This window comes from Enterococcus sp. GPZ-007 (assembly GCF_059374735.1).
The window spans coordinates 1-13,275 of sequence record NZ_JCAFYN010000070.1; the positions used below are offsets into that span (position 1 = coordinate 1).

Genomic DNA, 13,275 nt, shown 5'->3' on the forward strand with positions numbered 1-13,275 from the left:
AAAAAAAAAAGATAGCGGCTCAAAGGTTTGCGCCGCTATCTTCTTATATTTTAATAGTTATCGGGATCTACCGGATAAATGATCTTTCCATATCCACTATAATCATAATGGGTCCCCGCACTGATCTTGTCTACTTCGCTATCATCAAAGAATAATTGATTATCGTCATCTTCGTCCAGATTCGGCAGCTTCTTCTTCGTTGGCAGATCGAGTTGTTTTTTCACGATATTTTGTTCTTCCAGTAAATTATTCAGTCCTAAAATTTGGAAGTAAATATCATTGATCATTTCACCTTGTCCTTCCACTTGCGTCTGCTTAATGTTCTTGGCAGCAGGTGTGTAGTCTTTGGCGACCGTCAGCATTTCACTCCAGCTTAAATCAGTTCTGACGTAATCCTCCACTGCTCGAAGATATTGCTTATACTTCGTGACGGAATTGACGGACAGTATTTTATGAACGATCTTGGATAAGATTTCACGCTGCCGTGCTTGCCGCCCTACATCGCCCTTCGGATCTTCATGACGCATCCGTACATATTCTAACGCGTGTCTGCCGTCTAAAGTCTGTTTGCCTTTTTTTACGTGCACACCGTCTAAAGTAAAATCGATCTTATTGTCGACCTCAATCCCGCCAACTGCATCAACTAATGTCTTCAGACCCTTCATATTGATCTCAATATAATAATCCACAGGGACATCCATCATTTTCTGAACAGTCTCGATTGCCATCTTGGTGCCACCTAATGAATAGGCCGCATTTAATTTATCATAATAGGTATCACCTTTTGCGACGTAATTATTGGCATCACCCTTGTAGCCGACGATCTGGGTATAGATATCTCGGTCCAAGCTAGTCATCAGGGTTTGCTTCTTCTTAGGATTGATGGTTACCAGCATCATGGAATCTGAGCGCCCTTGATATGTCCGCCCCTTGTCACCTGTATCCGTCCCCATTAAAAGAATAGAGAAGGGCTCACCGTTTTTCAAATCGACCGCCGTCGAACGTGTACTTTTATAATTGACTTTTTTAGTCATTTTACTGATCGCCTGATCGACATCGTTATTCACTTTTAATAAGTAAACAGTGGCAGCTCCAACAAGTAACACGATGACTCCTACGACAATCAAGATGATTTTCTTTGTTCTGCTCATGTAGCACCTCAAAAAGTTTTACGTACTGTATAGTTTCAGTCATTTTCTCATATTATGCCCATTAAAAATAGCATTAGTATTCTGCTCTAAACGAAATTTAATATCTGAGCAAAGCGACCGCTGTCATTTTATCAGATACCTTCTTATAATAGCGCGAAAATAAAAAGACCACAAGATTCTTTTGAATCTTGTGGTCTTTCAAAACTAATTGTATCTAGCTTAACGAACGAATTCGTGAGGCATTTAGATTTAGCCTAATGGATTGTTCAAAGCGTCTTCGGCAGCCATTTGTGCTTCAATATCTGAGATACTATAGACATTTTCGCTAGCCACAACGACTTCTTTTGGTTCCATGTTACGGTAAGTCGCCATACCTGTACCAGCAGGAATGATCTTACCGATGATAACATTTTCCTTCAATCCAAGTAATGGATCTTTCTTACCGCGAATCGCAGCATCGGTCAAGACACGAGTCGTTTCTTGGAATGATGCGGCAGACAAGAAGCTGTTCGTTTCCAATGAAGCTTTGGTAATACCAAGCAAGACTGGACGAGATGTCGCAGGCGTTCCACCGGCAACCAAAGTATTGTAGTTTTGGTCTTTAAAGTCAGCGATATCAAGTAAAGTACCTGGCAAGATATCTGTGTCGCCTGGGTCCATAACGCGGACTTTACGCAACATTTGACGAACCATTACTTCAATATGTTTGTCACCGATTTCTACCCCTTGCATCCGGTAAACACGTTGAACTTCACGTAGCAAGTATGTTTCTACAGAAATCACATCGCGAACTTGCAACAAGTGTTTAGGATCGATTGAACCTTCTGTCAATTGTGCACCACGGTGAATCATGTCGCCTTCAACGACCTTCATACGAGCAGTGTAAGGAACAGTGTACGTACGGGTATCAGTTTCACCTTTAACAGTTACTTCTTTCGTACGAGTTGCGGCATCTTCGGCGATTTCAACAACTTCACCTGTAACTTCCGTGATAACAGCCAAACCTTTAGGATTACGTGCTTCGAAGATTTCTTGGACACGAGGAAGACCTTGTGTGATATCGTCTCCGGCAACCCCACCGGTATGGAATGTACGCATGGTCAACTGAGTACCTGGTTCACCGATTGATTGAGCGGCGATTGTACCAACTGCTTCGCCGACTTCAACGTCGTCGCCAGTTGCCAAGTTGCGTCCGTAACAATGTTTACATACACCATGTTTCGTATTACATGTGAAGACTGAGCGGATCGTTAATTTCTCAACGCCAGCGTCAATGATGCGTTTTGCATCTGCTTCACTGATCAGTGCATCAGCAGGTAAAAGGACTTCTCCTGTTTCAGGATGCATTACTGATTTTTGCGTATAACGTCCAACTAAACGTTCTTCTAATGATTCGATGATTTCGTTACCTTCACGAATCGCAGAGATTTCTAGACCACGGTCAGTTCCGCAATCCTCTTCACGTACGATAACATCTTGGGCAACGTCAACCAAACGACGAGTCAAGTAACCTGAATCGGCTGTCTTCAAGGCGGTATCGGTCATACCTTTACGAGCCCCGTGAGTCGAGATAAACATTTCCAAGACAGATAGACCTTCACGGAAGTTTGAGATGATCGGCAATTCCATGATTTGTCCATTCGGAGCGGCCATCAATCCACGCATCCCAGCAAGCTGAGTAAAGTTGGAGATGTTACCACGGGCTCCAGAATCAGACATCATGAAGATCGGGTTCTTCGCATCTAAGGATTCCATTAGTCGTTGTTGGATTTCATCTTTCGCTGCATTCCAGACAGCAATAACACGTTCATAACGTTCATCATCTGTGATCAAACCACGGCGGAATTGCTTCGTGATCGTGCTGACTTGTTTGTGAGCATTGTCGATGATTTCTTGTTTTTCTGCCAGCGCCATAATATCGGCGATACCAACGGTCATACCGGCATGTGTTGAATGTTTATAACCTAGGTCTTTCATGCGGTCAAGCATCATTGACGTATCAGTGACTTTGAAACGTTTGAAGACTTCAGCGATGATATTTCCAAGATTTTTCTTCTTAAATGGTAAGATAATTTCTTGTGCTTTGATCGCTGCAGGAATATCGGCACCTTTTTCGACAAAATATTTGTCAGGTGTATGTTGCGTCAGATTGAAATCAGTTGGTTCGTTCAAGTAAGGGAACTCTTGCGGCATGATCTCGTTGAAAATGATTTTCCCAACAGTTGTGATCAGCATGCGTTCTTTTTGCTCTTCTGTAAATGGTTTGTCGCCTAATGTATTAGGATCCACAGCCACACGTGAATGCAAGTGAACATAGCCATTACGCCATGCTAAAACAGCTTCATTCATGTCACGGAAGATCATTCCTTCACCTTCGCGGCCTTTTTCTTCCATTGTTAGGTAGTAGTTACCTAAGACCATATCTTGAGATGGGGTAACTACTGGTTTACCATCTTTAGGGTTCAAAATGTGGGTTGCAGCCAGCATCAGCATACGAGCTTCTGCTTGCGCTTCTTCACCTAGAGGTAGATGGACAGCCATTTGGTCTCCATCGAAATCGGCATTGTAGGCTTCACACACTAGCGGGTGAAGACGAATGGCACGACCTTCAACTAAGATCGGTTCGAACGCTTGGATACCCAGTCTGTGCAACGTAGGTGCCCGGTTAAGTAAAACAGGGTGTTCTTTGATAACTTCTTCTAGAACGTCCCAAACAACGTCTTCTTGACGTTCGATTTTACGTTTGGCATTTTTGATATTTGAAGCAATCTCACGTTGAACAAGTTCTTTCATTACGAAAGGTTTGAACAATTCGATCGCCATTTCTTTTGGCAGACCACATTGATACATCTTCAAGAAAGGTCCAACGACGATAACGGAACGAGCAGAGTAGTCCACACGTTTACCCAGCAAGTTTTGACGGAAACGACCTTGTTTCCCTTTCAACATGTGAGATAAAGATTTCAATGGACGGTTACCTGGTCCAGTAACTGGACGGCCACGACGACCATTATCGATCAACGCATCCACAGCTTCTTGCAGCATCCGTTTTTCATTTTGAACGATGATGTTTGGTGCATTCAAGTCTAACAAACGTTTCAAACGATTGTTACGGTTGATTACACGACGGTATAAGTCATTCAAGTCAGAAGTCGCAAAACGACCCCCTTCTAACTGAACCATCGGACGAAGATCCGGCGGGATAACAGGGATAACATCCATAACCATCCAGCCTGGCAGATTACCAGAAGAACGGAAGGCTTCTAAAACATCTAAACGACGAATAGCACGTGTCCGTTTTTGTCCTTGAGCAGTCTTCAACTCTTCTTTTAATTCTGCTGATTCGCCATCAAGATCAACTTGATCTAATAATTGTTTGATCGCTTCGGCACCCATTGCCGCATGGAATTCTTGACCGTATTGATCACGTTTTTCACGATATTCACGTTCAGTCAGTAATTGTTTCTTCTCTAAACTAGTATTCCCAGCATCGATCACGACATAAGATGCAAAGTAGATAATTTCTTCTAACGCACGAGGACTCATGTCTAGCACAAGACCCATCCGAGAAGGAATTCCTTTGAAATACCAGATATGTGTTACAGGAGCTGCTAATTCGATATGACCCATACGTTCACGACGAACTTTAGAACGGGTAACTTCGACACCACAACGGTCGCAGACGATCCCTTTGTAACGAATCCGTTTGTATTTCCCACAGGCACATTCCCAGTCTTTGGTTGGCCCAAAAATTCTTTCATCGAATAACCCTTCGCGTTCAGGCTTCAATGTACGGTAGTTAATGGTTTCCGGTTTTTTTACTTCACCGTATGACCAGCTTCTGATTTTTTCAGGAGAAGCCAAACCTATTTGCATACTTTCGAATTTATTTACATCGATCAAAAGGGTTTCCCTCCATTTCATTTTATCGTAAGCCAGCTAGGGATAGCTGGCTCACATATGGCAAGTGTGATTCTTATAAGTCTTCTGCAGTTTCGATTTCTTGGATCAAATCTGATTTTTGTTCGGCTTTTTCAGCAGCTGCTTTTTCTTCGATTTCTTTAGCAGATTGTTGTTGTTCTGCATATTTCGTCAAAGCATCAACTGTGATCAAGTCATCATCGTCATCGTCCATATCTCGTAACTCGATTTCTTTGTCATTGATATCTAAGACTTGCATATCTAAACCAAGAGCTTGTAATTCTTTCACCAATACGCGGAAAGATTCAGGCACACCTGGTTTTGGAATAGGTTCACCTTTGACGATAGCTTCGTAAGTTTTCACACGACCAACCACATCATCTGATTTGTAAGTCAAGATTTCTTGTAGGGTATAGGCAGCACCATAAGCTTCCAGTGCCCAAACTTCCATTTCCCCAAAACGTTGTCCACCAAATTGAGCTTTACCACCCAATGGTTGTTGCGTAACAAGAGAGTAAGGTCCAATTGAACGAGCATGCAATTTATCATCGACCATGTGGGCCAATTTGATCATATACATAACCCCAACAGAAATACGGTTATCGAATGGTTCACCTGTACGTCCATCATAAAGAACGGTCTTAGCATCTGCTGCCATACGAGCTTCACGAACTGTTTCCCAAACATCACTATCTTGCGCACCATCGAAGACCGGTGTTGCGACATGGATGCCTAGTTGGCGAGCTGCCATCCCTAAGTGTAATTCCAATACTTGTCCGATGTTCATCCGAGATGGCACACCTAATGGGTTCAACATGATATCAACTGGTGTCCCGTCTGGTAAGAAAGGCATGTCTTCTTCTGGCATAATGCGAGAAACGACCCCTTTGTTTCCGTGACGGCCGGCCATTTTATCTCCTTCATGAATCTTACGTTTTTGCACGATATAGACGCGCACTAACATATTTACACCTGGAGATAATTCGTCGCCTGCTTCACGAGTAAAGATTTTCACATCATGAACAATTCCGCCACCGCCGTGAGGCACACGTAGAGAAGTGTCACGAACTTCGCGGGCTTTTTCACCAAAGATCGCATGCAATAAACGTTCTTCTGCTGATAATTCAGTTACCCCTTTAGGAGTGACTTTACCAACTAAAAGATCACCATCATGAACTTCAGCACCAATGCGGATAATCCCCATTTCGTCTAAGTTCTTCAATGCGTCTTCCCCAACGTTAGGAATTTCGCGCGTGATTTCTTCAGGTCCTAATTTTGTATCACGAGCTTCAGATTCATATTCTTCAATATGGATCGAAGTGTAGACATCATCTTTAACTAAACGACGGCTCATGATGATAGCATCCTCATAGTTGTACCCTTCCCAAGTCATGAAGGCTACGACCACGTTTTGGCCTAAAGCCAATTCGCCGTTTTCCATAGAAGGTCCATCAGCTAAGATATCGCCGACTTCAACTTTTTCACCTAAACCAACTAAAGGACGTTGGTTGTAACTGGTTCCAGAGTTTGAACGACGGAATTTCGTAATGTCATATTTATCTAATGCGCCATTGTCGCGACGTACACGAACTTCGTGTGCATCGACGAATTCAACGACACCATCATTTTTACATAATAAAGCGGCACCCGAGTCATGAGCTGCTTTGTATTCCATACCAGTACCAACCCAAGGAGAACGCGGTTGGATCAAAGGCACAGCTTGACGCTGCATGTTGGCACCCATCAAGGCACGGTTAGAGTCATCGTTTTCCAAGAATGGAATACAAGCGGTAGCGACTGCGACTACTTGTTTTGGCGATACGTCCATGTAGTCAACTTTATCGATCGTAACCTCTAAGTTTTCAGAAGTTGCACGAGCCATAACGACTTCTTCAGCGAATGTGCCGTCATCGTTCAACTTACTGTTCGCTTGGGCCACAACGTAATGGTCTTCGATATCAGCTGTTAAGTAATCAATCGTGTCCGTTACTTTACCCGTTGAGCGATCCACGCGACGGTAAGGTGTTTCGATGAAACCAAACTTATTAACCTTCGCATAAGAGGCCAAACTGTTGATCAACCCGATGTTAGGACCTTCGGGTGTTTCAATCGGACACATACGGCCATAGTGAGAATAGTGAACGTCTCGAACTTCATAACCAGCACGGTCACGAGTCAAACCACCAGGTCCTAAGGCAGATAGACGACGTTTGTGCGTCAATTCGCCTAGCGGATTGGTTTGGTCCATGAACTGTGACAACTGAGAAGATCCGAAGAATTCTTTGATGCTGGCAACAACTGGACGAATATTGATTAATTGTTGCGGCGTCAATGTTTCTTGGTCTTGAATTGACATCCGTTCACGTACAACACGTTCCATCCGGGCTAAACCGATCCGGAATTGGTTTTGTAACAACTCACCAACAGAACGGATACGACGATTTCCCAAGTGGTCGATGTCATCGACATTGCCAATGCCTTCCATCAAGTTTAAGAAATAGCTCATTGAAGCGATGATGTCAGCAGGACGAACAGTACGTACTGATGAGTCTGGATAACCATTACCGATTACTGTTACTTCACGTTCTGGATCTTTTGGTGAAAAGACTTTGATCACTTGAACTGTCATTGGATCAGTCACAACCGCATCTTCAGATGGGTAGTACGTCACTGAGTTCAAACCACCTTCAAGTTTTGGACCTAATTCTTCCATTACTTGATGCGTAAGAACAGTACCTTTTTCGACAATGATCTCACCTGTTTCAGCATCAACTAACGTTTCTGCTAAAGTTAGGTTCAATAGACGTGTTTTAAGGTCTAATTTTTTATTTACTTTGTAACGACCAACATTCGCTAGGTCATAACGTTTTGGATCAAAGAAACGAGCAGTTAACAAGCTACGTGAGCTATCTGCTGTTTTTGGTTCGCCAGGACGTAAACGTTCGTAGACGTCTTTCAAACCTTCTTCAGTACGAGAATCACTTGGGTTTTTGTGCAAGTCTTTCTCGATCGTGTTGCGTAGCGATTCGCTTTCGCCAAAGATTTCAAAGATCGTATCATCCGATCCAAAACCTAAAGCACGTACTAATGTCGTCAAAGGAATTTTACGGGTACGATCGATTCGAACATAAGAGATATCTTTCGCGTCAGTTTCCATTTCTAACCATGCGCCACGGTTAGGGATTACTGTTGAGCCAAAGCCTTCTTTTCCGTTTTTATCCACTTTTCCATGGAAATAAACGCCAGGAGAACGAACTAATTGAGATACGATAACCCGTTCAGCTCCGTTGATGATAAAGGTTCCTTGTTCAGTCATTAATGGGAAATCTCCGAAGAATACTTCTTGGGATTTGATTTCGCCAGTTTCGCGGTTTACTAAGCGTAATACAACATGTAATGGTGCAGAATAGTTTGCATCGTGTGAACGAGCTTCTGCCACCGTGTATTTAGGTTCTTTCAATTCATAGTCAACAAATTCAAGTGACAAGTTTCCATTAAAGTCTTCAATTGGCAAAATGTCTTCAAACATTTCTCGCAAGCCCTCATCTAGGAACCATTGATAAGAATCTGTTTGAATTTCGATCAAATTCGGTAATTCCAACACTTCACTGATTCGTGCGAAGCTTCTACGTTCTCGGTGTTTCCCGTATTTTACTACGTGTCCAGCCAAGTTCTTCACCCCTCTTAAAAGTTTGAAAACCGATCCGAAGATAAATTACAATAATGTTACAAAAATTAAATTACTGTAACACGCGACATTTTTTGCGGCTTTTAGGCAAAAAAAAACCAAAAATAGAACGTTCTCTTGAAAAATATTCGCGAGCTTCTACTTTTGTTTCCTTATTAAAAACCGGAACGGACAATATTTCGTTCCTGCCTTTTATCATTTCAGATAGTTTTAGCAAACTCATATAATACATGAGATGAATATAAAAGTCAATAGTCTCAAGGCTTTAATCAGAACTCCTCAAGATTTTCTTAAAACTTTCAGTAAGTACTAATTGATTCAATTTGTTTTACATTTTTGAATATTCAGAATATTCGACAATTTATTATTGACATCTCATTTTTCTTAACGTATACTAATCTACATCTTAATCAAGTTGGAGGTTGTTCCTATGCTGAACGCGAAAAGCTCACAACTGAATAACCGCTATTACTTTAGCTATTTTAGATAGGTTTGTATTCATCCCGATGGATACAAACAACTTAAGTGTTTTTTGTATCTATGATGGCTAGAGCATTTCGATGTACCAACGGCCGCATAGAGAAATCTAAGTGGCTGAAGCATTGTAATATTTTTGCATTCATAATCACCCACTTAGAGTTTCGATACTTCTAAGCGGGTGATTTTTTATTGAGAATGGAAAAGGAGAGAAAAAAATTATGAAAAAAACAGTATTAGCAGGAATTGGATTGGTTAGTTTATTGTTGTTAGGCGCTTGCGGTGGCGGAAATGACGCTGATAGCAACGACAGCACAAAAACAGTTGGGGTCTTACAATTAGTTCAACATGCTTCATTGGACAACGCCTATGATGGGTTCAAAGAAGGTTTAGAAGAAGGCGGCTATAAAGAAGGCGACAACTTAAAAATCGAATATCAAAATGCACAAAATAATCAAGATAACTTGAAAAGCATGAGTGAAAAACTAGTCAAAGAAGAACCTGATTTGTTATTGGGGATCGCTACTCCAGCGGCTCAATCTTTGTTAAATGCTACAACCGAAATTCCCATCACTGTTACTGCCGTTACTGACTTGGAAGAAGCAAAATTAGTTAAGAGTGATAAAAAACCGGGTGGAAACGTTACAGGAACAACGGACATGGTGCCTATCGATAAACAAATCGAACTGCTCTTATCAATCGTACCTGATGCGAAATCAATCGGAATCATGTACAACGCAGGGGAAGCTAATTCAAAAATCCAAGCTGATCTTGCTGAAAAAGCCTTGAAAAAAGCTGGCGTTGATGTAAAAGTCAAAACAGCCAATACAACAAATGATGTACAACAAGTTACTGAATCTTTAGCAGGTGAAACAGACGGAATTTATGTTCCAACAGATAATACTTTCGCAAGTGCAGCGGCTGTTATTGGTGATGTTGTAAAAGAGAAGAAAATACCATTAGTTGCAGGATCTACTGAACAAATTGACGACGGTGGTTTAGCTACAGTTGGAATTGACTATAAATCACTCGGTAAACAAACCGGAAAAATGGCGGCAAAAATCTTAGATGGTGATGCTAAGCCGGAAGATACTCCTGTTGAATCTGCTGACACATTGAAATTAGTAGTCAACAAAGATATGGCTGAAGCTTTAGGGATCGACCCAGAAAGTATCAAAGAACCTAAATAAAGAATTCGTTATAACAGCTCCAGAAAGAAAGAAGGAAGAATCATGAATGTTATCACTTTGTTATTATCAGCGACGTCACAAGGTATGCTCTGGTCATTATTAGCGATCGGTGTTTACATGACTTTTCGAATTTTAGATATTGCCGATCTGACCGCCGAAGGGAGTTTCCCTTTAGGTGGCGGGATCGCCGCGATTTGCATCGTCAATGGCATGCACCCGGCCTTGGCTACACTGCTAGCTTTTGGTGGCGGGATGCTGGCTGGTTTAGTTACCGGAATCTTGAACACTAAATTCAAAATTCCAGCTCTACTAGCCGGGATCATCACTATGACGGGATTGTACTCCGTCACTTCGCGCGTGATGGGAGCACCAAACATCGCCTTACTAGGAGAAAATACTGTCTTTACCGCAGCCCAAGACATGGGGTTAAGTAAAAATAATGCGGTCATCTTGATTGGTTTATTAATCGTGATGCTGGTCATTCTACTGCTGGTGCTGTTTTTCCGAACAGAGATCGGTCTCGCAGTCCGAGCAACAGGCGATAATCCCGATATGAGTGAGGCTAACGGAATCAAAACTGAAAACATGAAACTGTTGGGGTACATGATCTCAAACGGCAGCATCGCTCTTTCAGGAGCATTGTTAGCCCAAAACAACGGCTTTGCCGATTTGAATTCAGGTGTTGGAACGATCGTTATTGGGTTGGCTTCGATCATTATCGCAGAAGTTCTGCTTCATAATAAGCCGATTTTGATTCGTTTGATCACAATTGTTGCTGGAGCGATTATTTACCGCTTCATCTTAGCTCTAGTTTTCGAAATGAACGTAGAGCCGACAGACTCTAAATTGGCTTCAGCGATCGTCTTAGTAATCTGTCTATCATTACCACAAATTCGATCGAAATTTACCATAAAATCAAAAAAGAAAGGGGCGGATGTTAATGCAACCAGTATTAAGGATTAATAATCTACATCAATATTTCGAACGTGGAACAGTCAATGAAAACCATGTATTGCGTGGAATTAATTTAAGTCTTGCCCCTGGCGAATTTGTGACAATCATCGGCGGAAACGGCGCTGGTAAATCGACATTGCTTAATAGTGTCGCAGGAACTTTGCCAATTGAAGAAGGTCAAATGTTTTTGAATGAAGAAGATATCACCAAACATTCTGTCACACGTCGCTCGAAAAAAATCAGCCGTGTCTTTCAGGATCCTAAAATGGGGACTGCCGTTCGTTTATCCGTGGAAGAAAATTTAGCTTTAGCAATGAAACGTGGTCAAAAACGCGGCTTTTCTTTAGGTGTAAAAAGTAAAGATCGCAGTTTCTTTCAAGAACAGTTAGCGATGTTGAATCTAAATTTAGAAAATCGGCTGGACGCAGAGATTGGTTTACTCTCTGGCGGACAGCGCCAAGCCATCACTTTATTAATGGCAACATTGCAGCGACCTGATTTGATTTTATTGGATGAACACACTGCCGCACTCGATCCGAAGACTTCCTTGACTGTTATGGGATTAACCGAGCGATTGATTCGTGAACAGGAACTAACTGCCTTCATGGTGACTCATAATATGGAAGATGCGATCCAATACGGCAACCGCTTGATCATGTTGCATCAAGGTCAGATCGCTTTAGATTTAAAACAAGAGGAAAAACAAAACTTAACCGTACCAAAATTGATGGAGCTCTTCCATCAAAATTCTGGCGTCGAACTTAAGGACGATGCCCTATTATTAGGTTGATGCTTAAATGATTCACCCCCTTCTTTCTTGGCAGGCTACTTTTATGTAGCCTGTTTTTTTGTTACACTGAGCCCAGAATGAAAAATTAAAGGAGGCTATCTATGTCGACGAAGGAGAAGATTTTAGCACGCTTAAAAGCGGCAGAAGAAGTTTTATCCGGCGAAGCCTTAGCCCAAGAATTAGGTGTTTCCCGTACTGCTATCTGGAAAGCGATCAAGGAATTAGAGAAACGAGGCTATCAGATCCAGCATTCAGCCAATGGTTATCGCTACCAGCCCTCTGATATTTTGGATGCCAAAGAAATTCAAGAAGGAATTCAGCAAGACGTTGATATAACAGTGTTAGAAACTTCTGTCTCTACTATGAAGGATGCACAATTAGCAGTAATGAACGGCAAAAAATCGCCCTTATTGATCGTGGCAGATATGCAAGAAGCTCCTCGTGGTCGTTTTGACCGCCCTTTTTTTGCGGCCAAACAACAAGGGATCTATATGAGTTTACTATTGGAGCCTAAAGAGCAATTACAAGAGTTACCACAGTATACGATTTTGATGGCAGTCGCTGTAGCTGAAGCCATTGATGAACTACTAGGAATCAATACTCAAATTAAATGGGTCAATGATATTTATCTGAATCACAAAAAGATTGTTGGAATTTTATCCGAAGCAATGACTGACGTTGAAACCAACTCACTAAAATATATCATCATTGGCATGGGAATTAATTTTTCTATTCCACAGGAAAACTACCCAGCGGAATTACAAGAAAAAGCAACCTCCTTATTTCCAAGCGGCGATGCGACAATCACTCGTAACCAATTAATCATCAATATCTGGAATCGTTTCTTTGATCTGTTAGCTGATCAAACGACTTATCTGGAGGCTTATCGTAAAAAGTCATTTGTATTAGGGAAAAAAATTACCTTCAAGCGTAAAGATCAATCTTATTTAGGCACTGCTGTCGCGATTACCGACACTGGTGAGTTGGTTGTTGATCTAGGGGAAGAGACCGTCTCTCTTTCCTCTGGGGAAATCAGCTTAAGCTCAATTCAATAGAAGGTCAAATTCCAACAAAAAAAATGATGTGCCGATTTGCGGCACATCA

General features: G+C 41.8%; 7 protein-coding genes. 4 read left to right on the forward strand and 3 right to left on the reverse strand.

Annotated elements, in window-relative coordinates; all coding sequences use genetic code 11:
- Positions 1–50: 50 nt before the first annotated feature.
- The 3 genes from AC4J95_RS20210 to rpoB form a co-directional block, all read right to left on the reverse strand.
- Entirely contained in the window at positions 51–1,151 is a 1,101-nt protein-coding gene (locus AC4J95_RS20210) for an LCP family glycopolymer transferase (protein WP_494551399.1), read from the reverse strand.
- A 249-nt stretch (positions 1,152–1,400) separates the two neighbouring features.
- Positions 1,401–5,054, reverse strand: a complete 3,654-nt coding sequence (gene rpoC, locus AC4J95_RS20215) for a DNA-directed RNA polymerase subunit beta' (RefSeq protein WP_494551400.1) — start codon at positions 5,052–5,054, stop codon at positions 1,401–1,403.
- A 73-nt stretch (positions 5,055–5,127) separates the two neighbouring features.
- Positions 5,128–8,742, reverse strand: a complete 3,615-nt coding sequence (gene rpoB / locus AC4J95_RS20220) for a DNA-directed RNA polymerase subunit beta (RefSeq protein ID WP_494551401.1) — start codon at positions 8,740–8,742, stop codon at positions 5,128–5,130.
- Between the two features lie 716 nt (positions 8,743–9,458).
- Here rpoB and AC4J95_RS20225 point away from each other — a divergent pair.
- The 4 genes from AC4J95_RS20225 (at position 9,459) to AC4J95_RS20240 (ending at position 13,226) form a co-directional block, all read left to right on the forward strand.
- A complete protein-coding gene (locus AC4J95_RS20225) occupies positions 9,459–10,427 on the forward strand; it encodes an ABC transporter substrate-binding protein (protein WP_494551402.1) in 969 nt (322 codons plus the stop codon).
- Positions 10,428–10,469: 42 nt separating this feature from the next.
- Positions 10,470–11,390, forward strand: coding sequence for an ABC transporter permease (locus AC4J95_RS20230; protein WP_494551403.1), 921 nt, complete (start codon positions 10,470–10,472; stop codon positions 11,388–11,390).
- Positions 11,368–12,171, forward strand: coding sequence for an ABC transporter ATP-binding protein (locus AC4J95_RS20235; RefSeq protein WP_494551404.1), 804 nt, complete (start codon positions 11,368–11,370; stop codon positions 12,169–12,171). The genes AC4J95_RS20230 and AC4J95_RS20235 overlap by 23 nt, the downstream gene beginning before the upstream one ends.
- A 101-nt stretch (positions 12,172–12,272) precedes the next feature.
- Entirely contained in the window at positions 12,273–13,226 is a 954-nt protein-coding gene (locus tag AC4J95_RS20240; RefSeq protein ID WP_494551405.1) for a biotin--[acetyl-CoA-carboxylase] ligase, read from the forward strand.
- Positions 13,227–13,275 lie beyond the last annotated feature (49 nt).

Excerpts from the sequence above, each read along its gene's own strand:
- AC4J95_RS20230 (WP_494551403.1), top strand. The coding sequence starts at position 10,470 with ATGAATGTTATCACTTTGTTATTATCAGCGACGTCACAAGGTATGCTC.
- AC4J95_RS20225 (WP_494551402.1), top strand. The coding sequence starts at position 9,459 with ATGAAAAAAACAGTATTAGCAGGAATTGGATTGGTTAGTTTATTGTTG.
- AC4J95_RS20210 (WP_494551399.1), bottom strand. The coding sequence starts at position 1,151 with ATGAGCAGAACAAAGAAAATCATCTTGATTGTCGTAGGAGTCATCGTG.
- AC4J95_RS20235 (WP_494551404.1), top strand. The coding sequence starts at position 11,368 with ATGCAACCAGTATTAAGGATTAATAATCTACATCAATATTTCGAACGT.
- AC4J95_RS20240 (WP_494551405.1), top strand. The coding sequence starts at position 12,273 with ATGTCGACGAAGGAGAAGATTTTAGCACGCTTAAAAGCGGCAGAAGAA.